At 42.7% G+C, this 21962-nt stretch carries 22 protein-coding genes; 5 read left to right on the top strand and 17 right to left on the bottom strand.

Going from position 1 to position 21962, the window contains the following annotated elements:
• Positions 1-31 precede the first annotated feature (31 nt).
• The 7 genes from ACVR1G_RS00645 to ACVR1G_RS00615 all read right to left on the bottom strand — a co-directional run bounded on the left by ACVR1G_RS00645 (position 32) and on the right by ACVR1G_RS00615 (position 7000).
• Positions 32-820: an ABC transporter permease subunit gene (locus ACVR1G_RS00645; RefSeq protein ID WP_447451296.1), complete on the bottom strand. Its 789-nt coding sequence runs from the start codon at positions 818-820 to the stop codon at positions 32-34.
• Positions 817-1650 (bottom strand): ABC transporter ATP-binding protein, encoded by an 834-nt coding sequence (locus ACVR1G_RS00640; RefSeq protein WP_447451295.1) that lies wholly within the window; start codon positions 1648-1650, stop codon positions 817-819. The genes ACVR1G_RS00645 and ACVR1G_RS00640 overlap by 4 nt, the downstream gene beginning before the upstream one ends.
• A gap of 1 nt (position 1651) precedes the next feature.
• Positions 1652-2101 (bottom strand): DUF3021 domain-containing protein, encoded by a 450-nt coding sequence (locus ACVR1G_RS00635; RefSeq protein WP_447451294.1) that lies wholly within the window; start codon positions 2099-2101, stop codon positions 1652-1654.
• Complete coding sequence (locus ACVR1G_RS00630) at positions 2091-2543, bottom strand: LytTR family DNA-binding domain-containing protein (protein ID WP_447451293.1); 453 nt, start codon at positions 2541-2543, stop codon at positions 2091-2093. The genes ACVR1G_RS00635 and ACVR1G_RS00630 overlap by 11 nt, the downstream gene beginning before the upstream one ends.
• 413 nt (positions 2544-2956) lie before the next feature.
• A complete protein-coding gene (locus tag ACVR1G_RS00625; RefSeq protein ID WP_447451292.1) occupies positions 2957-4327 on the bottom strand; it encodes a spherulation-specific family 4 protein in 1371 nt (456 codons plus the stop codon).
• A 224-nt stretch (positions 4328-4551) separates the two neighbouring features.
• Complete coding sequence (gdhA, locus tag ACVR1G_RS00620; RefSeq protein ID WP_447451291.1) at positions 4552-5904, bottom strand: NADP-specific glutamate dehydrogenase; 1353 nt, start codon at positions 5902-5904, stop codon at positions 4552-4554.
• 208 nt (positions 5905-6112) lie between these two features.
• Positions 6113-7000, bottom strand: a complete 888-nt coding sequence (locus ACVR1G_RS00615; RefSeq protein ID WP_447451290.1) for a LysR family transcriptional regulator — start codon at positions 6998-7000, stop codon at positions 6113-6115.
• A gap of 207 nt (positions 7001-7207) precedes the next feature.
• Between ACVR1G_RS00615 and ACVR1G_RS00610 the strand changes: the two genes are divergently transcribed.
• From ACVR1G_RS00610 to ACVR1G_RS00590, 5 genes are all read left to right on the top strand, one after another.
• Entirely contained in the window at positions 7208-7585 is a 378-nt protein-coding gene (locus ACVR1G_RS00610; RefSeq protein ID WP_447451289.1) for a nuclear transport factor 2 family protein, read from the top strand.
• A gap of 124 nt (positions 7586-7709) precedes the next feature.
• On the top strand, positions 7710-8531 hold the full coding sequence (locus ACVR1G_RS00605; RefSeq protein ID WP_447451288.1) for an SDR family oxidoreductase: 822 nt from the start codon (positions 7710-7712) through the stop codon (positions 8529-8531).
• A 14-nt stretch (positions 8532-8545) separates the two neighbouring features.
• On the top strand, positions 8546-9130 hold the full coding sequence (locus ACVR1G_RS00600) for an NAD(P)H-binding protein (protein ID WP_447451287.1): 585 nt from the start codon (positions 8546-8548) through the stop codon (positions 9128-9130).
• Positions 9131-9500: 370 nt separating this feature from the next.
• A complete protein-coding gene (locus tag ACVR1G_RS00595; RefSeq protein ID WP_447451286.1) occupies positions 9501-10361 on the top strand; it encodes an aldo/keto reductase in 861 nt (286 codons plus the stop codon).
• A 217-nt stretch (positions 10362-10578) separates the two neighbouring features.
• Positions 10579-11082, top strand: a complete 504-nt coding sequence (locus tag ACVR1G_RS00590) for an HdeD family acid-resistance protein (protein ID WP_447451285.1) — start codon at positions 10579-10581, stop codon at positions 11080-11082.
• Between the two features lie 278 nt (positions 11083-11360).
• Here ACVR1G_RS00590 and ACVR1G_RS00585 read toward each other — a convergent pair whose 3' ends face one another.
• From ACVR1G_RS00585 to ACVR1G_RS00540, 10 genes are all read right to left on the bottom strand, one after another.
• Positions 11361-11579, bottom strand: coding sequence for a hypothetical protein (locus tag ACVR1G_RS00585; protein ID WP_447451284.1), 219 nt, complete (start codon positions 11577-11579; stop codon positions 11361-11363).
• A gap of 303 nt (positions 11580-11882) precedes the next feature.
• Positions 11883-12458 carry a GrpB family protein gene (locus tag ACVR1G_RS00580; protein ID WP_447451283.1) on the bottom strand — a complete coding sequence of 192 codons (576 nt, stop codon included), beginning with the start codon at positions 12456-12458 and terminating at the stop codon, positions 11883-11885.
• A gap of 127 nt (positions 12459-12585) precedes the next feature.
• Positions 12586-14331 carry an ABC transporter ATP-binding protein gene (locus ACVR1G_RS00575; RefSeq protein ID WP_447451282.1) on the bottom strand — a complete coding sequence of 582 codons (1746 nt, stop codon included), beginning with the start codon at positions 14329-14331 and terminating at the stop codon, positions 12586-12588.
• 9 nt (positions 14332-14340) lie between these two features.
• Positions 14341-16080, bottom strand: coding sequence for an ABC transporter ATP-binding protein (locus tag ACVR1G_RS00570; RefSeq protein WP_447451281.1), 1740 nt, complete (start codon positions 16078-16080; stop codon positions 14341-14343).
• A gap of 106 nt (positions 16081-16186) precedes the next feature.
• Entirely contained in the window at positions 16187-16672 is a 486-nt protein-coding gene (locus ACVR1G_RS00565) for a GNAT family N-acetyltransferase (protein WP_447451280.1), read from the bottom strand.
• A complete protein-coding gene (locus ACVR1G_RS00560; RefSeq protein WP_447451279.1) occupies positions 16669-18537 on the bottom strand; it encodes an ABC-F family ATP-binding cassette domain-containing protein in 1869 nt (622 codons plus the stop codon). Before ACVR1G_RS00560 ends, ACVR1G_RS00565 begins: the two co-directional genes overlap by 4 nt.
• Before the next feature lie 115 nt (positions 18538-18652).
• Positions 18653-19855: a CCA tRNA nucleotidyltransferase gene (locus ACVR1G_RS00555; RefSeq protein WP_447451278.1), complete on the bottom strand. Its 1203-nt coding sequence runs from the start codon at positions 19853-19855 to the stop codon at positions 18653-18655.
• Positions 19852-20619 (bottom strand): 4-hydroxy-tetrahydrodipicolinate reductase, encoded by a 768-nt coding sequence (gene dapB, locus ACVR1G_RS00550; RefSeq protein ID WP_447451277.1) that lies wholly within the window; start codon positions 20617-20619, stop codon positions 19852-19854. Before dapB ends, ACVR1G_RS00555 begins: the two co-directional genes overlap by 4 nt.
• Before the next feature lie 85 nt (positions 20620-20704).
• On the bottom strand, positions 20705-21556 hold the full coding sequence (locus ACVR1G_RS00545; protein ID WP_447451276.1) for a DegV family protein: 852 nt from the start codon (positions 21554-21556) through the stop codon (positions 20705-20707).
• A gap of 1 nt (position 21557) precedes the next feature.
• Complete coding sequence (locus ACVR1G_RS00540; RefSeq protein ID WP_447451275.1) at positions 21558-21932, bottom strand: DUF1149 family protein; 375 nt, start codon at positions 21930-21932, stop codon at positions 21558-21560.
• Positions 21933-21962: the final 30 nt, after the last annotated feature.

Here is a 21962-nt window from a genome sequence, read left to right as displayed (position 1 = left end):
GTCTGGGCTAAATCAAAATCCTGCATGCGATCTAAACACTCAGATCTTTCCTTTGGTAATAAGTTGTGCTGACGATCAAGCTAATTGCAATGACAGCTCCAGCAAGAGCTAAATAGGCCGGCTGTAATTTGACCTGACTGAAGACATCTGCTCCGCTCGCAAAATAGTAGGGTGTCAGGTATTTGAGAAATTCGATATCCGGCACAATACGGCTCATCATATCCATAACATAGAGCAGCAAAACCAACCCGAGTGAGAGACCAATTTGTTTTTTACGGCTGAAAGCAGAAACCAAGAAAGCCAGACTGGCAATTTCGATCTGCAGCAAAAAGGCTAAGGCATGATACCTGAGAAAGAGATCATAAGAAAAGTCCAAATCAATCTGCCAGATACCAAATGCTTCCAGTCCTATAACGATCAGATTAAATATCAGCAGCATAAGAATCAGACTGATAAACTTCCACATTAGGATATTCAGGCGTCTAAAAGGAAGGGTATAGAGAAATTCACTCGTATGCCCTTCTTCTTCCTTGGAGAGGCTGCTTGCTCCCATCATAGCCGCAAACATCCCTGCTCCAAGTCCGAACATCATAACAATTTCAGTTGCAAAATAGCCGTCTAAAGTAGCGATACTAACCTTATCCATCCCCAAAGCTTTGGTCATATCTCCCATATTAGCATAAAGAGCTGCTGTAGCTGCCAGCTGATCCTCCACACTTTTGTATAAGATAATGCAGCCCCAGCAAACCACTCCTACTGCCAAGGACCAAATGAGCAGACTTTTGACCGTCAGTTTTAATTCATGCTTTAATAAAATCATTTATCTGCCTCCTCATAATACTGCAAAAAGAGGTCTTCCAGCGGCGGTTCTTCAACTAGGAAATCATCTGTCTGCATGTCTGTTAGACGAGCCAGCAAGTCGCTGCTAGAACCTGTAAACGTAAAGGATTCTTGCTTATTATCCTTCCAAACCGTCACGCGCTTGGACTGACTGTGTGTCAGGTTTTCGATTGTATCAATTTTAAGGATCTTTCCATCTTTGATAATAGCTGCGCGGCTGCAGTAATTTTTGATGTCAGACAGGACATGGGAAGACAGAAAACACGTACTGCCCGCTGCACAGGCCTCTTTAACCAAGCTAAAGAAACGCTCCTGCATGAGCGGATCAAGGCCTGAGGTCGGCTCATCTAAGATAAGCAGTTCTGGCTGATGCTGCAGAGCACAGACAATCCCGACTTTTTTACGATTGCCCAGAGACAGATCCTCGATTTTCTTCTCCAGCGGCACCTCTAAAAGCCGGCAGAGCCTGTCCGCCTCTTGCGAACAGTCTTTTTTTCTGGATTTAGCCGCAAAAGCAATGACATCTTTGACTTTCATATTAGGGTAAAACATGGCTTCCGATGGCATGTAGCCGATATGTTTGAGATTTTCCGTCAACGAACCATAACGATTTCCAAAAAGTGTCATCTGACCGCTGCTTGCTTGGATCAATCCCAGCAGACAGCGAATAGTCGTTGACTTTCCAGCACCATTGGAACCTAAAAAACCGAAGATTTCTCCCTTTTTAACAGACAAGGTCACATCTTCTGCACCCATATGCCTACCATAGTATTTTTTCAGATATTGGATATCAATTACCGTTTCAGTCATGCTAGTTTTCCTTTCCTTGTTTGTAAGTATCCAAAAGCTGATTAAGGTTCTTGCTATCAATACGGCGCTTGATTTTATTGGCAATAAAAATAGTCAAGTATTCCAGCATCACATAGAGGACAAAGCAAGCAGCTGCTAGGAGATTGCCATCAAACCAGCTCAGCCATTGCCCGACAAGGCCATAAAGGCAGGAACAAACGATTAAGCCTAACAGTTCCCTCCCTGCTAACCTATCAGCTTCATCAAAGTTTTTAAACAGAAAAACCTGAATCTGAGTGATAACATAGGCTGCGATAACCATTTCGATTAAATAATAGATATTGGCTGTTGTTCTTCCCTGAAAAAGCTGATAAACAGCATAGAAAAAATAAACACAAAAGCAATAGATGGCTGTCTTATATTCATTGGCAATTTCCTGACTTAAGAAACGTTCCCACCATTTAGTCTTCATCTTTAATTCCCTCCTGCAAGACCTGTCTGAGTTTATTGGCGTATTTACGTGAGATAAGGACACGTTCACCATTGTCCAGAGTGGCTTCGATCCGGCCAAAAGACTGGCTTTTAAAGCTTTCAATGTGGTACATATTGAGCACCATAGCTTTAGCAGAGCGAAAGAAGCCGCAGTGAGCATAAGCGGCAGTCAAGTTTTTCAGACTCGGCGCAACCTGATAAACTGATTGAGCAGTATAAAGAAAGGTTTTGCCATCAATACTCTCAAAGTACAAAATATCGTCCAAAGCCAAATAGCGGTCTCCGCTGTCATTGCGCGCTAAAATCTTATCGCTGTCTTGATTAACCAGACGGCTGATAGCTTCTACCTTGGCACTGTATTTTCGATAGCGAATAACCACTTCTTCTTCACCATCAGAAATTTCTTCTAACTTCAATTTCACAGGATCGCCTCCTTAGCGACTATTATAACAAATCCCTCCTCTTGTGAAAGCCTTTTAGAGCTGAGATGCAAGAAAATGCTCTAACATGCAGCTAAAGAAAAAACGGCAATAGTTTCATTAGCCTTTTAACGTGAAATGAATCGCAGATCATAAACATTTATTTATCCCCCTGCATACCAAAAGTTAGAGGAAAATTCCGAACTTTTGAAAAGTTCGATTTTTCTCCCCTTTTTTCTTACTGAACACTTGATCTGAAAAAGACACTTCTGCATCATATATAGGTAAGCGGGACTTTAAAAACCTGATTTATCGGTGTGTCAGAGACTATTTCAGTTACTGCGACTTGTCAATATAAAATAAACAAAAAAGAGTTTGGAACAGCCTTTGTTCCAGACTCTTTCATTCTATTAACATTACCGATTCTTGTTTCTACGGCTCATCAGACTGAATCCAGCCAGCAGCAAGCCCAATCCCATAACTGTTATGGCGACTGTCCTCCGGCTGCCAGTAGCAGGTAACATTTGTCCGTTTTTAACCGTTTCTTCTTGAGAATTCTCAGAAGCATTTAAATTCTGAGCCGATCGAGAAGACGGATCAGATAGATCAGCTGCCGGCAGATTATTTACTAATGATTCGGTTGTATCTTCCATTTCTGATTTTTCATTGATTGGCTTATCAGATTCAGATGGTACAGGATTGTCTGTCTGGTTTTCGGAGTTAATACGAGCAACCAAGTTTTCAAAATCTGTTGGCAATCGGTCATACGGATTATTCTTTACGTCATCTGTAATCATTACCCAGCCAGCATTTCTAGCTCGGGATAGAGCAATAATATCATCATATTGCGAAGGGTCAACCGCATAAATCACATGATAGATGCGATTAGCATTGGCAGGATCAGCCTCAAACTGGGAAATCGGCTGGTAAAAATTATTGATATAAGTATCGGCACTGACTTCACTTGTCAGCCAGATATCAGCATAAGGAGCGATTTCGTCAGTGATAGACCGGCCAGCATTGGCCATGACAATCATGTCAGGATAATTTTGTTTAACATATTGATAGTATTCCGCCATCTTTGGAGCATCTGAAGCATTTCCACCATAAGATGCCTCGTCAAAGAAAATACCTGCAAGATTATCTTCTCCATAAAATTCCGCATAACGGTCTACATCGTTTAAGACATCCGTACTTGGGCGGTTAAAGAAACCGGTTGGAACATAGGCAACATTTTTAATTCCCCTGTTGATATTATTGGCAATGTGTTTCTGATAAGCCTCATCAATTTTGGGACCTGGACCGCCAGCAGGATTGACAATAACATAAGGAATCTGATCTCCGCCAACATTTTCAATCCTCGTCCAGAAATCATCTCCTCGCTGATAGGCCGGAATAATTACTGACTGAGAAGTAAGTTTTGTTGGCTCTGCCGTTTCAGTCTCTGAAGCAAGAGAAGATGGAACTGTTTGGACAGTTTGAGCATTATCTTGGACAGCCCCACTCTCTTCTTTATAAGCTTCCTCAGTTTCTGCAGGAACTGAGGTGCTATCTGCCTCTTCTACAGTTACTGTAGCCGATTCTGGAGCAGAGGCAACACTATCTGTCTGGTTAGTATTGACAGCATCAGTTTGAGTGCTTTCCGCCACCTTGGCAGCCTCAGACGGAACTGCCGTGCTGGCACTGCTTTCTAGTTCATCGGCCTGCGTCACCAGAGGGCATCCTATAAAATAAACTGGCAGTGTAGCTAATAAAGCTTTCCTAAGAATAAAACGTTTAGATTTCATAAATTCTCCTCCATTTCAAAATCATAATTCATCCCCATTCTATCATATTCCAATAATTTATTATAATTTCCTAATTTCATTATCAAAAATAACCTATACGGTTTCTTTATGCTAGACCGTATAGGCTATTAACTAAAACACTTCAGCATCTGAAAGAAACTGAAGTGTTTTATCTGTTTTATAATATTTATTGGAGTTTTATAGCAAAATAACTATCGGATTGCCTAGACAATACCTTGTGCTGACATGGACTCAGCAACTTTAAGGAAACCAGCGATATTGGCACCAACAACAAGGTTGCCCTCTTGATCAAATTCTTTAGCTGCCGCTGCTGAATTTTCATAGATACCCTTCATGATATCATAGAGTTTAGAGTCAACTTCTTCAAATGTCCATGATGTGCGTCCGCTATTTTGAGCCATTTCGAGCGCTGATACGGCTACACCACCGGCATTGGCAGCCTTGGCTGGACCAAATGAAACGCCATTTTTAAGGAAGACATCAATGGCACCCAGCGTTGATGGCATATTTGCCCCTTCAGAAACGGCGATAACTCCGTTTTTAACCAAGGTTTCAGCGTCAGTTTCGCTCAATTCATTTTGGGTAGCACATGGGAAGGCAAGGTCAGCATTAATAGACCAGATCGTGGTTTCTCCACCTGCTGGGGTGAAACTTGCATTTGGACGAGCATCTGCATAAGCTGTAATACGTGCACGATCCACTTCTTTTACTTGTTTGAGCAGGTCAACATCAATACCATCTGGATCATAAACATAACCAGATGAATCAGATACGGCTACAACCTTAGCACCGAGGCTCTGCAATTTTTCAGTTGCGTAGATAGCAACATTACCTGAACCAGACACAATAGCTGTCTTGTTGTTAAAGTTTTCACCACGCGCATTAAGCATTTGCTCTGCAAAGTAGACAGCACCGTAACCAGTTGCTTCCGTACGAGCCAGTGAGCCACCCCACTGTAGGCCTTTACCAGTCAGGACACCAGTATATTCATTGCGAAGGCGTTTGTATTGACCATAGAGGTAGCCAATCTCACGTCCCCCAACACCGATATCACCAGCGGGGACATCGGTGTCTGCGCCAATATGTTTGCTCAGCTCAGTCATAAAGCTTTGGCAGAAACGCATGATTTCATTGTCAGACTTGCCTTTAGGGTCAAAGTTAGAGCCACCTTTACCGCCTCCGATAGGCTGACCAGTTAGTGAGTTTTTAAAGATTTGTTCAAATCCGAGGAATTTGATGATGGATTGGTTTACCGATGGGTGGAAACGAAGTCCCCCTTTGTAAGGCCCGATAGCAGATGAGAACTGCACGCGGAAACCACGGTTTACCTGAACCTTTCCTTGGTCATCAACCCATGGGACACGGAAAGACACAATACGTTCTGGCTCAACCAAACGCTCTAAAAGATTTTCTTCGATATACTTAGGATATTTATCAAAAACAGGAACCAAAGATTGGAAAACTTCTTCCACTGCTTGTAGGAATTCTGGTTCATGACTATTTTGCTTCTTAACCTTATAAAAGACGCTGTTAACGTACTCTTGTCCACTTGTCATTACACTTACCTCCGATATGACGTTTTTGTAATTATAATTACGTCCTTTATTATATAAATATTCTGAATATTTTGTCAAGGATTTTTCGCATCTTTTTCTATTTTTTTCGTATTTCATGTGATATTTTATAACATAGCCCTCTTACTACTTTCTTTCTCCGATACCAGAGAATTAAATCTTCAAAAGGTTTTAGCAGAGTTTTAAATGCTTAAAAACGATCTCTCGTCCCCTCGTATAAATTTTGTAGGATATCAATCAGAACCTTGATACTAGTGATGCGATTATCCTCATGTGTCACTAAGACAAAGTCAAACTGCTCTGGACAGTCAAATGGTATCCAGGCAAACTGTCCTGAGTAGTCATTAAGAAAGCCTGGCGAGAGGCAGATGGCCTTACCGCTTGCGACTTGGATCAGTGTGAAATCATGTGTCGGACTGTTATAGTAATGGATAGGCACACTTGATAAGACGCGCTGCTGGACCTGGCGAAGTTTTGGCGATGATCCACCGTTTACCAGCAAAGTACGATGGGCCAAGTCATCAGCAGTAATGACTTCTTTCTGGGCAAGCGGATCCGAATTTTGACACAAGAGATAGATATGACTTGTAAAAAGTGGATGGATACCGACACCCGTCAACTTTTCAGCTTCCTCCCGCGGCAGCAAAATTATGTCCAGCTCTCTGCGCATAAAAGAGCTGATGAAATCATCGGGTGACTGAATTTCTGGCACAATCTGCACCGATGGTTGTTTTTCTTCAAAGATTTTGATAGCCTCAGGCAGATAATAGAGGGACGTTCGGGTTGAAAATCCAATTTTAATCGAATCCTTGTAACGCTCCCCCATATTTTGTGCCTGCTCAATGGCAAACTGCAGCTCCTGCGAAATGCGCTGCAACGACACAATCAGGTCCCCTCCTGCAGGCGTCAAGCGGATGCTTTTCCCGATACGGTCAAAAATCGCAAAGCCAACTTCTTCCTCAATAACTTTGATTTGGTAAGATAGGGATGGCTGAGAAATGTAGAGATTTTCAGCGGCACGGCTCAAATTCAGGGTCTTAGCCGTTTCAATCAGATAGGTTATTTGTTTGGTATTCATAATTAAGATACAAGGGCTTCAAGCACACACAGCTAAAACAAAAAGCTAATCGAGAACACTGACGTTCAAGAAATACTTATTTTTTAGCACAGCCCATGCTCAATTCCTTTCTTTTTCTTATAAAATAATTTTATAAATAATCGAAAATAAGTATTGGATAATTTGATTATAAGGTTTTATACTGAATTCATCAACCAAAAGGAGGTAATGCTTGTGACAGATGATGAAATCTTGAAAAATCTTTACCGCCAAATCAATCAAGCTATGATGACCAAGGATATTGACACGCTTGAAAAACTGCTGAAGCCAGATACCTTATTGATTCACATGACAAGTTATCATCAGCCGGTGAGCGAATGGCTGGACCAGATCGCTTCAGGGGAGATGGCCTACTACTCCTGGCAGGAGGATGCCATCAAGGAGGTGACTGTCGGGGAAAACAGCGCCAGTCTCATCGGGCAAAGCCGTGTCAAAGCGCGGGTTTGGGGCATAGGGCCTTCGATCTGGCGCTTGCAAACCAAAATGTATTTTGAAAAAGTAAATGGTCAGTGGAAAATTACCAAGCAAGTGGCTAGCACCTATTGAGAAAGGATTTTTTACTCTAGCACTCTTAAGTTACTAAGTATGATAATGACTGGAGTAGAAATTTACCGGCTAGCCGTGTAAAATTGATTAAAACTATAGGATAAGGAATAAGGAAGGAAAAAACATGAAAAAATCAAAGGATATTGTAGTCTTGTTAGGTGCAGGAGCCATCGGACTCGAAATTGTGCGCCGCATCGCAACCAGCAAAACACTTATTTTAGGAGATATCAATCAAACAAATCTTGAGAATGCCAAGGAAGATTTGGAGAATGCTGGCTTCATCGTTGAAACAGTCATTGTTGACGCAGGTGATCGTGCCTCTATCCAATCCTTTGCTGATAAGGCAAAACAACTAGGCGATATCAACTATTACGTCCATACAGCGGGACTTTCACCAAATCAAGCGACTTTTGCGGACGTCCTTCGGGTGGATCTGGTTGGTACAGCTATCGCTCTAGAAATTTTCGGAAAAATTATAGCACCCGGCGGTTCCGGTCTTGTCGTTTCAAGTATGGCTGGGCACATGTTTACGGACCTTGTGACAGTTGAACAACGTCAAGCCTTGATGACAACTCCAGCAGATGATTTAGGCAAATTGGATTTTATTCAAGAAGATATGCCTGGAGGTGCCTACGGTATCTCCAAGCAGGGCAATATTCTGAGGGTGCAGGCAGAAAGTCTAAATTGGGCAGAACGTGGGGCTCGACTCAATAGTATCAGTCCTGGTATCATCATTACACCTTTGGCTCGTCACGAACTGAAAGCAAATCCGACTGATTATCAATCTTTGATTGATAATTCGGCCACTAAACGTGTTGGAACAACAGCTGAAGTTGCAACTGCGAGTGCCTATTTACTTAGCGAGGAGGCTAGCTTCATTACAGGAACAGACCTTCTTATCGACGGCGGTGTCATCGCTGCCATGAAGAATGGCCGTATGGGATAGAAAGAGGATATTAAATGACAAAAGTAACAATCATCGGCGCGACAGGGTCACTCGGCCGTGCCACAACAAAAATCTTACTGAATGAGACTGAGGTGGAGCTGACCTTGTTTTCACGGTCAGCCAATCGATTGCCAGATAGCGCTCGTACAACAAAAATCGCAGCCAGTGTCTTTGATAAAGCTGCCTTGGAACAAGCTCTTATCGGTAGTGATCTTGTTTTCGTTGCTTTATCAGGCGATCTGCCAAGAATGGTAACAGCCATCGTCAATGCCATGCAGGCAACGCAGACCAAGCGCATTATTTTCATCTCATCCTATGGTATTTATGGTGAATTGCCTGGCCAAAATGGTCAAGTTGCAAGAATTCTAAAACCTTATCGACAGGCTGCTGATATTCTGGAAAACTCAGGCCTTGACATCACAATCTTACGACCAGGTTGGCTTGATAATTCAAGCGACCGCTCTTATGATTTAATTCCCAAAGGTGATATCATTTATGCCAACAATATTTCGCGGCTGGCTATCGCTGATTTTATAAAGGAAGTCGCACTGGAACCAAGCAAATTTGTCAATACAAACTTTGGTATTATACGCGATTAGCGTACATTACTTGCTTAGCAATAGCTTATGTTATTAGCTTGCTTTTGCTATATTTTGGAAAAAATAAAACTAGAAGCAGGCAATTCACTATGATAATTAGCACTTGTTACCAAACGCAGAGCACTTAGATAAGGGAACTCTGGCTGTATCTTGATTGAATTGAACATGTGCTGTGGACTTAGCTAAAAAGATAGCTTTTCCTATTTTAGCTGTATCCACGGACACCCTTTATATCTTGTTAATTGAACGCGCCTACACTCCTGTGAAAAAAGACTCACCTTCCTAGAATTTTATTAATTCTTTGTCAGGTTCCCTATTTTTCTTTGGAGTGCTTAACGGCTTTGTATCTTGTTAAAAAAGGAGAAAAACCATGGTACAAACATTTACACTTAACGACGGCAATACTATCCCCGCAGTTGGTTTCGGGGTCTTCCGCATCCCTGCGGACGGCTCGACTTATACGGCAGTCAAAGCAGCTCTCGCGGTGGGCTATCGCCACATCGACACCGCACAGGCTTATATGAATGAAAAAGAAGTTGGCCAGGCTATTGCGGACTCTGGCATCCCGCGCGAAGAGATCTTCGTGACGACTAAGCTCTGGCTGCAGGATTACGTCTATGATTTAGCCGTCAAAGGCTTAAATACTTCGTTAGAAAAGCTTAATTTAGACTACATCGATTTGGTCCTGCTTCATCAGCCTTACGGAGAGGTCTTAGGTGGCTGGCGTGCCTTGGAGGATTTTCAGGCTGCTGGCAAAATCAGATCTATCGGTGTCTCTAATATGACACCTAAACTATGGAAAGAGTATGTGCCACAGTTTAAAACTAGACCTGCTGTCAACCAAGTTGAAATGCACCCCTATGCCCAACAAAAAGAATTACGAGAACTTCTAGCTAAAGATAATGTCCTCATTGAGGCTTGGGGACCACTTGGTCAGGGGAATAAGGAGCTGCTGTCTGATCCAGTCATCAAAAAGCTGGCTGAAAAATACGGTAAAGATGTCGGACAAATTATCCTTCGCTTTGAGAACCAAGAAGGTATCCTTGTCTTGCCAAAATCAACTAAACCAGCTCGTATCAAATCGAATCTTGATATTTTCGAATTTGAATTGACAAGCCAAGAAATAGAAGAACTGCGCGCTCTTGATAAAAATCAACCTGCTCACAACCCAGACGCACCGGGCGTTGGTGATTGGTTGCTCAACAATTATGACATTCACGCTAATGAGTAACAACATAGAAACTTGCCGTGAATGCATTAGGCTGTGTACTCGAAGGCTTATGATTTTGACTTTCAAAGAGTATAAACTACTAGATCTTCTGAGAAAAGGACATAGCGATGGTCTCGAACTATTGTTATGTCCTTATTTTTTAAGAATGATAGGTTCTCTTTGCTTTTCTTTTATTGCTAAACTATAATAGAAATAATTATCGAAGTGAGGTATATTTATGAAATGGTTTCCTTTAATCGGAGGGGTGTTTTCAATCCTGTACGCTGGCTTTCTCTTTGCGAATCCACTAACCAGTGTGGCAACGATTGCCTGGATCATCGCCTTAGTTATCTTTGTGACTGGAATTGCTAGTTTTCTGGAATATTTGAACAATCCCCAATACCGCAGTATCTGGCAGCTCGTTCAAAGTCTGCTTTCTGTCGTCTTTGGCTTTCTACTTCTGAGCAGCTCTGTCTTTTCCTTGACTAAAGCCTTTATGACCATCATTGCTTACTGGGTCTTGCTATCTGGACTGCTGCGCCTAGTCACTGGCATCCAGCTGCGTCGATCTGGCTATCCGAGATACTCCATCAATCTCTCCTCGGCTGTTCTTACTATCCTATTTGGCCTTATTCTACTGGGCAGCCCCCTGTTTTCAGCCAGTATTATTGGCATTATGGTCGCTTTCTTCTTCTTTATGATTGGAATTGCCCTCCTCTCGCTCTACTTTAGAATTCGCTAACCTGTAAACGATTAAATAACAGCAAAGAGAGTGGGACAGAAGTCATGATTTCGAAGAAATTGACTTCGTCGTCCCACCTCCGCACAGTTGATTAGGATGGCCGCTATCACTTGTGTAGCAAGGGATAAGGACTTCCAATCAACCACTGCGTCAATCTGTTTGTTCAGTAAAATATTAGGAGGCTAGGATGTTTTTGAACAGCTCTTTTTAATTTCAACCACTAAAATATTTTCAAAAATTTAATCAATCCACCCTTTTAATATCTAAATCTAATCTGGCTAATCATAATAAGAAATATTAGCTTCATAACTACAAGGTATTCTCAGCTTTGTAAAATATAAAAATTCAAAAAAGATCGATAATGCGAAACTCATACTATAAATAGTCACTAATGAAATGGCCTGCAGCTCCTGTGCCAAAACTTCATAAGTCATAGAGTTTCTTTGCCTAGCAGAAAGGTGTATGACTTCTTGACCTTTATCTTTCAAAATCATCATGCACTTCTCTCCCCCTCCTTACATTCTTATCATAGCCATTTTCTTCTAGACATTTGCGAGTGATTTATTTGTTTGGCATCCAAAGCCGCAAAGCGAACTGACAATCGCATAATAAGCATAATAAATGGAAACTAGAAGTCTTATCAGCCACCAGCTTAACTGGTGGTCTTCTTGTTTTTCTCAAAGAGAAAAACTAGCTTCAAGCCATAATGAAAAATCCTGCATCATGGCCGATGCAGGATTGACAAATGATTAACGATTTAATTGTTTGGCTGTCTGTCAAACCGAGGAAAGTAGGCTGTATTATGGGATTTTCCTATTCTTATCCCCCTTTTGCTTTTCTAATTCCGTATATTTCCTGATAAAGTCTGCTTTAGCCTCCGTATAACTATCACGATCGTGTTCGAATTTTTTCCAGAGAGAAAGTTTCAACTCTTCATAAGCTTTAGCCGTTTCCGGATGTTTAATCAGATAATCTCTAAAATAGAGTTCATCACAATCTCCCAAAAGTCGCAGATGCAGATGAAAAACTCTTGGAGCAAAACCACTTGTTGTGTAACCCTTCTTAAGCGATATGCGAGTTTCAGTCTTGCTCATAAAAAGCCAACCGTTAGCCAGCATGATGGTCTTAATCTCTTGAAGACTTTGTCTGTTATCAGCTTCCAGTAAAATATCCACAATATTTTTAGCCCAAATCTTGGGAATAGCGGTGCTGCCAATATGATGAACGCTGACAGAAAATTTATCCGCCGCAAGTAAGTCCAAAATACTCTTTTTCTCCTCTTCATACCAATTTGTCCAGTCATCATTGTGGGCTACCAAAAAGATAGGAAAAAGCTGCCGAAGTTCTTCTGAGCTCATATCTTCTAATCCATTCATTGTTAACTCCTTTGTTTAAACTAGACTTTCCGTGCTTTTTTCATTCTCGATACGCTTCTCCCATAAATACTTTCATTCAAAAGGGCAAAAGAGGTTAGCCTGCAGTGAAGGAATTGATAGCACTGATTTAAGACTGGCTGAATTGACTCATATAAAGATCATGATAGAAGCCTTTATCAGCCAAGAGGCTATCATGAGTGCCCTGCTCAATAATTTGACCGTCCTTGAGAACCAGAATCTTATCTGCTTCTTGAATGGTTGATAAGCGATGGGCAATGACGAAGCTTGTCCGTCCCTCCATAAGTCGACTCATGGCTTTTTGAATCAAGAGTTCTAAACGGGTATCAACCGAGGAGGTCGCCTCATCCAAAATCAGAATCTTTGGATCGGCCAAAAGAGCTCTAGCGATGGTTAAGAGCTGCTTCTGCCCCAGAGAGACATTGCTGGATTCTTGGTTCATTTCCATATTGTAGCCACCCGGTAGAGTGCGAATAAAGTGATCGACATTAGCCGCCTTAGCTGCAGCGATAATTTCCTCATCTGTCGCATCTAACTTAGCAAAGCGTAAGTTTTCCTTGATGGTTCCTTCATAAAGCCAAGCATCTTGGAGCACCATACCGAACTGTTGACGATACTCCTGCCGAGATAGATGGCGAATATCGTGGCCATCTACTGTAATAGCGCCCTTGGTCACATCATAAAAGCGCATAAGCAGGTTGATTAAGGTTGTTTTGCCTGCCCCAGTCGGTCCGACGATAGCAATCATCTGACCAGGTTTGACATCCAGATTAAAGTCTTTTATCAGGGGTGTGCCAGCTTCATACTGGAATTCAACATGATTAAAAGAAACTTGACCGGTCAAATCACCAGCTAGCTGCTCGCTGACCTCTGCTACCTCATTTTCTTCATCTAAAACAGCAAAAATTCGCTCCAATGATGAACGGGCAGCCTGCAGCATACCCGCCAGCTGAGTCAAAGTTTGAATGGGTTGGCCAATCTGCCAAAGGTATTGGACAAAGGCCTGCAAGTTACCAATTGTCAGAGTTCCAGCAATCACCTTAAATCCACCCCAGATAGCAATAATCAAATAGGAAAAATCTGAGATGGCATTGAGAATGGGCATCATGATACCTGAAATAAAGCTAGCCTTGAAACCAACCTCCTGCAACTCGTTGAGGATACTGTCAAATTCTTTAGCAGAAGCCTCTTCTCGGCCGTAAAGTTTAATGACATTAAACCCTGTTAAATTTTCCTGAACAAAACCATTCATATCTCCCAGTACATCAGCTTGACGTTTAAAATAGGGTTGGGATTTATTCAGCAGGTATTTGGCAGATAGATAAGTAACAGGGATACTGATGATTACCACCACAGCCAACTGAAGATTGAGATAAAGCACCATAACAATGACCATAATTAAGGTCAATACGGCATTGACAACTTGCAAGAAAGATTGCTGCAGAGCATTAGAAACAGTTTCGACATCATTAGTGAAACGGCCTAGCATGTCCCCAAATTTATGCTGGTCGAAATAAGACACTGGGATCTTATTGATTTTATGACTAAGGTCATAGCGCAAGTCGTGGATAGAACGCTGTACTGTCCGCGTCATAAAATAGTTGGACCCGTAACTACCAATCTCCGATAATAAACCGCGGACAGCATAGATGATAAGTAAAACTACAAGGCGGCCAACATTAATAGGGCTCCCTGACACCAGACTCCCAGTCAATTCTGTCACCATCAAGCCCAAAACAAAAGGCTCTAAGACACTGGCAAGAGCAGCAACAATCTTTAGAAAGACCGCCAAATAGAGTGTTCCCCTATAATGCTTCAGATAGGACCAGAGCCGTACAAATACATTTTTACGCATCTTTTCCTCCTATGCTTCTTCTAGCTGATTGCTGCTGTTAAGTTGAGAATCAGCAATTTCACGGTAAATTTCATTAGAAACCATTAACTCATCGTGAGTTCCGCGGCCAACGATTTCGCCTTCATCCAACACAATAATTTGATCAGCATCCATAATAGTTCCAACCCGCTGGGCAACAATGAGAACAGTGGCATCTTGCGTAACCTCTTTGAGACGGCGACGCAATTCAGCATCCGTTCGGTAATCAAGAGCTGAGAAGGAATCATCAAAAATATAAATATCCGGCTTTTTCACGACCGCTCGAGCAATGGCTAAGCGTTGTTTCTGCCCACCGGACAGATTGCTGCCCCCTTCAGCTAGATGAGTATCGTAACCATCCTCACGACTGTCAATAAATTCTTTGGCTTGGGCAACTTTAGCAGCTTCTTCTAAGTCCTCAACTGTGGCATCCTGCTTACCGTATTTGAGATTTTCCTCAATGGAGCCTGTAAATAGCAGGGCTTTCTGCGGGACAAAACCGACTTTCTGGCGCAGGGCCTTGAGATTATAGTCTCTAACATCGACACCATCCACTAGGATCCTGCCCAAAGTTACATCGTAAAAACGCGGAATAAGACTGACCAATGAAGACTTACCAGAACCAGTCGATCCGATAAAAGCTGTTGTCTGACCCGGACCTGCTTTAAAGGAAATATTATGAAGAACTGGACTTTCTGTCTCGCCAGGATAGGCAAAGGTGACACTGTCAAATTCTAAGTAACCTCGGCTTTGGGTCTCAGTCACCCCATCTGGATTTTTAGAAATGGACAAATCCATAGCCATCACTTCTTGAATACGGTGGCTGGAAACCACCATACGCGGATACATAGTAAAAAGATTCGCGAAAATCAAGAAAGAAAAGAGGGCATGGAAACTGTACTCAATAAAAGCGACCAGATCTCCGATCTGTAAGTTTCCCTTATTCAGGGGCTCCAAGGCAAACCAGACAATGGCGACAATCATAGCTACAATAATCTGGATAAACAGAGGCTCTGTCAGTCCTGTTAAGGTAAAGAGCCGAGTCGAAATGCCCGCATAATCTTTATTTTTGCTATCAAAGCGCTCCTCCTGGAAGGATTCGCGGGCGAAAGCACGGATAACCCTGAGACCGGTCAGATTTTCCCGGACGTACTGATTTATCTTATCTAAAGTCTTTTGCTGTTTCTCCGAGAGCGGACCAGTCTTGGCAGCTACATAAGCAATAGTAGCAATCAAAAAAGGGATAAAAATTGCAACAACCCAAGCTAATGAAGGACTGGTCAGCAAAATCATAACAACCGAAAAGCTCATCATCAGGGGCGTAACAACGCCAATCCGTAAGCTTTGCTCAGAAAACTGCATGAGGACAAAGGCATCCGTTGTCATCCGTGTCACCAAAGAAGATACGCCAATTTTTTCATACTCTTCATGGGAATAATCCTGAAGCTTGGCATACATGTCCTTACGCAAATCCTTAACCATATTAGTGGACAACTTCCCGGTTGCATAGGCCAACGTCATTCGCCCAACAATTCCGGCAAGTACGACCAGAAGCATGATGGCAGCCCAAAAATAAAGTGCCTGCTTATCTTTAGGATTGATCGCTAAATCAATCATCCGCGCTAAAACCGTCGGTAAGCCTAAATTGACCACGACAAATAAAACAGCACCAAACAAATCATAAACCAGCCACTTAGGATACTTTTTCAAATAAGACCAAATTAGGTTCATAGATTTCCTCTCTAAATTTTATAATTTAGTATTTAAATACTATTCAATAAATAATAAACAGCAACCTTGCTAATTTTGCTTATAATAGCATAAAATGAATCATCTCTTATACCTCTTTTGCCAGAGATTTTACCATCCAGATATCCATAGCAGTATGAGGGCTGTCTGCCTGCAAGGGAGAGGCCAACTGGCTATAACCAAGATGTTCGTATACTGCTACTGCCTGATCCAAAAGACTGGAAGTTTCCAAATAAATCCGTTCGTACCTTAGAGTGCGCGCTGCTGTTTCAATCCTCTCAACAAGTTGGCTGGCAAGTCCTCGTCCGCGATAATCAGCCGCTAGATAGAGCTTTTGCAGCTCAGCCGTTTGCTTAAACAAAGGACCGAAACCACCGCAGCCAACGATTTCACCATCGTTTTCTAAGACAAAATAAGCTGATGACTTCACCCTGTCGTAATAGCCAGCCAAATCATCTAACTGGGGATCATCATAGGCTGTTCCTGGCTTATCCAGACCACAGGTCTGAAGACTATCGCGGATAAGAGCCGCAACAGCAGCATTATCATCGGGTTCAATCGGTCGAATCCTCATGTTTCCATCTCACTTAGATACTCATAACGCTCATATTTTTCCAAGAGCTGTTCGTTTTTGCTGTCTAAATCACTTTGCAGCTTGCTCAGCCTAGTAAAGTCGCTGCCGCAGTCTTGCATTTCAGCTTCGATAGTTGAAATATCAGCTTCTATAGCAGCAATATCTTCTTCAATACTCGCCCATTCCTGCTTCTCTTGATAAGACATCCGTCTTTTATCTGTTTTGGGCTTGTGGACTTTGGAGCTTTCAGATTTTTGAATCGCTACTGCATTGGATTTTAAAAATTCCTGCTCATCCAGATAGTCCGTATAATTACCGAAGAATTCACGGACGCTACCGTCTTCAAAAGCCAGAATTTTATTAGCCACCTTATCTAGGAAATAGCGATCATGGCTAACGGTGATAACAGCGCCGCCAAAGTTCTGTAAAAATTCTTCCAAAACTGTCAGAGTGGCTATATCAAGATCATTGGTAGGTTCATCCAGTAAGAGGACATTAGGCTTTTCAAGCAAAATTCTAAGCAGATAAAGACGCTTCTTCTCACCACCAGATAGCTTGGCAATCTGGGTACCATGAGTAGAGCGCGGGAATAAAAATTGCTCTAACAAATCAGTCACACTGCTCGTACCAACAGATGTTTTCACCTCATCTGCGACTTCCTGCAAATAGGTAATCACTCGCTTGGACTCATCCATATCCTTAATGAGCTGAGAAAAATAACCAATACGCACTGTCTCACCAATATCCAAACGGCCACCAGTTGGTTCCAAGTCCCCACTGATTAGGTTGAGCAGGGTTGACTTTCCAACACCGTTATCCCCGATAATCCCAATACGATCCTTGTTCTGCACCAGCAGGTTGAAATCTTGCAAAATGGGCTTATCAGGATAGGAAAAGCTAACCTGATCAAAGTTCAGCACTTTTTTACCAATTCGGCTCGTTTCAAAATCGATAGCCAGATCTGCTTTTGCATTAGTATGGCTAAGATCACCTTTTAATTCCTTAAAGCGATTAATACGTGCCTGCTGTTTGGTCGCTCGAGCCTGTGGCTGAGTGCGCATCCAAGCCAGTTCTTGCTTATAAAGCTGCTTTTTCTTATGCAGGGCCGCTGCATCGCGCTCATCCTGTTCTGCTTTGAGGCGGACATAGTCCTGATAATTTCCTTGATATTCTATCAAACTCGCCTTGTCCAACTCAAAAATTCGTGTTGCGACATTGTCCAAGAAATAGCGGTCATGGGTAATGAAAAAGACTGTCTTTTTAGAATTCTTGAGGTAAAGGGTCAGCCAAGCAATTGTATCAATATCTAGGTGGTTGGTAGGTTCATCCAGTAAAAGTAAGTCAGCTTCACCCAAGAGGACCTGAGCCAACTGCACCCGCCGACGCATACCACCAGAGAGCTGACCAACCTGCTTGGTCCAGTCAGAAATCCCCAGCTGAGTCAGCACCGTTTTGACCTCACTTTCAACGCTCCAGGCATTGAGACTATCCATTTCAGCCATGACACGCTCTAGTTCAGCTTGATGGCCTGCTTGGTAATCCAGCATCAGTGCTTCATAGCGCCGAATTAGAACCATCTCACGCAAATTAGAAGACAAAACGGTATCTAAAACCGTTCGCTTATCATCAAAATCAGGTTCCTGCGTCAGATAAGCAATCTGATAATCCTTAGGCTTACGAAAAGGAGAGACATCCCCATCGAATCCCAGTCTATCTGCTATAACATCCAAAAGTGTAGTTTTTCCTGTTCCATTGACTCCGATGAGACCAACTCGGTCACCCTCATGAATCATAAAAGAAATTTTCCGAAAAACAGTCTTATCCCCAACCGTCTTGGTTAGATTTTCAGCGCTAAAATCACTCATTGCTCTCTCCCTATTACACTACTAAATTTTTCAATGACTTTTCAAAAGGCAGATAAAATAAGGATCTCTAACCCCTAAGCACAGGCAGTGAGATTTATCATATTTGAAAATCCCCTCAGAGTCCGCTCTTAACAAAATCCAAGATAGCCCTCCGTTCATTAGGAAGTCTGCCTTGAACGATGGCCTCTTCAATATTCCTCAAAATCTGCCCTAAGTCTGGTCCCGGCTTTAGTCCCAGTTCCTTTATCAGGTCACCGCCTTTGATAAGAATTTCATGTTTATCATGAATGGTTAGCGCTTCGTCCAGCTGCTCAACCAAGGGGAAATCAACTATTAGTCCTTGTGCTTGACGCAGACTTTCAGCCAGTAAGACCAACTCCTTGCCATAGTCATAAAGCGTCCGCTTGCTGTGGGTAGACTTTTGACGGTAACGGTAGATAGCCACGAGGTCAGCTACTGTCTTTTGAAAATGAGTCGCCGTCTTCCATTTTTTCAAAAAGGTAACGGCATCACTAATTTCCAGAACTAAGCAAAGAGCTGCCCAAGCTTGTTCGCTTGTCGCAAAAACAAAATTATCTTCGTACACCGCCAAAAACTGCTCCAAGGCCGGTCCTTTTCCCGCTAGATCTGGCAGATACTCGTAAGCTTGGCTGTCGATCAGAGCTTGCAGTCCCTTTTTCCAATGGGGAGCTGTTAACAATTTATCAAATTCAATGAAAATACGTTCAATCGAAATTTTTTCTAAGAGCGGAGCATAGCGTTCCATAGCAGCAAAAGTCTGCTCCTCAATAGAAAAGTTAAGACTGGCTGCAAAGCGCAAGCCGCGCATAACTCGCAAAGCATCTTCGCTGAAACGCTCCTGAGCCTTACCGACAGCGCGCAAGAGATGATTGTCCAGATCACTCAAACCATTAAATAAGTCAATAACGCGGGCATCTTCAGCCAAAGCAAAGGCGTTGACAGTGAAATCACGTCTTTTAAGATCTTCTTCTAAAGAGCGCACAAAAGAAACACTGGAAGGTCGGCGATAGTCCACATAGGCATCTTCCGTTCGAAAAGTGGTCACCTCATACTCACCACCGTTTTCCAAGACCAAAACTGTTCCATGCTCGATACCAATATCAACCGTTCGATCAAAAATTTCCTTGGTCTCTTGTGGATAAGAGCTAGTTGCGATATCGACATCATGAATGGGACGGCCAAGCAAAGCGTCACGGACTGAACCACCTACAAAATAAGCTTCAAATCCTGCTTGTTTTATTTTCTCTAGCACTGGCAAAGCCTCCTGAAATTCAGAAGGCAACTGTTTTAATCTCATAGCAACTGTTCCAAACCGTAAACAAGTTTATCTCGCTTAACAACTTCCTTGATACCGAGGTTAACACCGCTCATAAAGGAAACGCGGTCATAGGAATCATGGCGCAAGGTTAGTCCTTGGCCTTCAGCCCCAAAAATTACCTCTTGATGGGCTACCAAACCAGGTAAGCGCACCGAATGAATGCGGAAACCGTCAAAAGCTGCCCCGCGTGCGCCTTCAATACTCTCTTCTTCATCAGGAGCACCTTGTTGTTTAAAATCACGCGCCTCACGAATCAGCTCCGCCGTCTTAATTGCCGTACCGCTTGGGGCATCCTTTTTCTTATCGTGATGGAGTTCAATAATTTCCAAATCTGGGAAATACTTAGAAGCCTTGGCTGCAAATTCCATCAGCAAAATCGCTCCAATCGCAAAGTTAGGGGCAATTAAACCACCTAGACTCTTCTCAGCAGAAAGAGCTACCAATTCAGCAATTTGTTCTTCGGTAAAGCCTGTTGTTCCAACGACAGGCGCAAAGCCATTGTCCAAGGCAAAGCGAGTATTTTCATAGGCAACCTTAGGCATGGTGAAATCCACCCAAACTTGGGCATCGAAACCAACTAAATCCTTCTTGTCAGTAAAAACAGGGACACCATCGACTTCTTTCTCAGTCGCAAAAGGATCTAGGAGGGCTGCCAATTCCAGATCGGCATCGCCTTTAACCATGTCGACTGCAGTTGAACCCATCCGTCCTTTAAAACCTGCAACAATAACTTTAATACGCATCTTTCTTTCCTCCTCTTATAGTACCTCTGGCACCATGCCAATCCTGCCTTCAGTCTTATAACACTATATGCAAACAGTCTATCAGTCAGCTGCTTCTTATCGGTGTAAATCCAACAGCAACCGCTCCTTCACCCAGATGGGTCGAAATCACGCCACAAAAAGGCACAATATCAACAGGACCCTGATAACCACTGTCTACCAAAAGCTGGCGAAAATGCTCAGCCTTACTCTTGGCATTAGCCTCAATAATCCAAGTCTGGTAGTTTGCCTGCTGGGATTGATGATCGAGGATAGCTAGTAAACGTTTGAAGGCTTTTTTCTCTGTTCTGACCTTCTCAAAAACCTCAATACCTCCATCGTTGAAGTACATGATGGGCTTAATGCTCAGGAGATTACCCAAAAGGGCTGCACCGTTCGAGAGGCGGCCGCCCTTGACTAGATGATTGAGGTCATCAACTACGATATAAGCCTGCGTCCCATCAATCATGAACTGAACAGAAGCTAAAATATCTTCAAAACTCCGCCCTGATTCAGCCATACGCAGAGCCGAGATTACCATGTACCCCATAGGACTGCTGGTGATCTTGCTGTCTGGGAAGGCAATCGTCAGTTCCTTATGCTCATCAATCAAAAATTGGATATTCTGCCAGAATCCTGAGATACCGCTGGACAAAAAGAGTCCCAATACATGTGTATAGCCACCGATAGCTAGATTGGTCAGAATATCATCCAGCTCAGCGATACTGGGTTGACTGGTTGTAGGTAGACTGGCAGCCTGACGCATCTTAGGGTAAAACTCCTCAATAGTCAAATTTTTCCCTTCAACATAGGTCTCACCATTTATCATAATCGGAATATCTAAGATATACAAATCTGGGTGATCCAAAAATTCCGACGGCAAATAGACTGATGAGTCTGTGATAATTGCTAGTTTCATCTTAGAACTCTAGACTGATACCCGGACGGTCCAAAGCAATCTCTGATACTTCATAAGTCATGCGCTGCAAGACTTCCAAAAGAGGGGCTGCTAAATTTTGCACTTCTTCTTGTGAAAATTCCTTAGGCTCATTGACGAGGCGGTTTTTAAGATGAACCATCTGCGAAATAACACCAGCAATAACAAACTCACTGCGTACAATTTGGAACTGGAGAACCGACACCAAGTGTGTCTCATTCTTATCCTCATCCTTGCTGACCAACTGGAAGGTTACTTCTACATTAGTCTTAGGCTCCCCGTGCTGCTTCTCCCACTCCAAATTACGAGCGTCATAGTGGTACTGATTAACAAAAACTTGATCACGCGTTAATTCCATTTTTCTCTCCTAACTACTAAACAACTACTC

It is taken from the genome of Streptococcus dentasini, assembly GCF_053206945.1.
The sequence above is the reverse complement of the archived record's forward strand: the minus strand, read 5'-3'. Positions and strand labels throughout refer to the sequence as shown.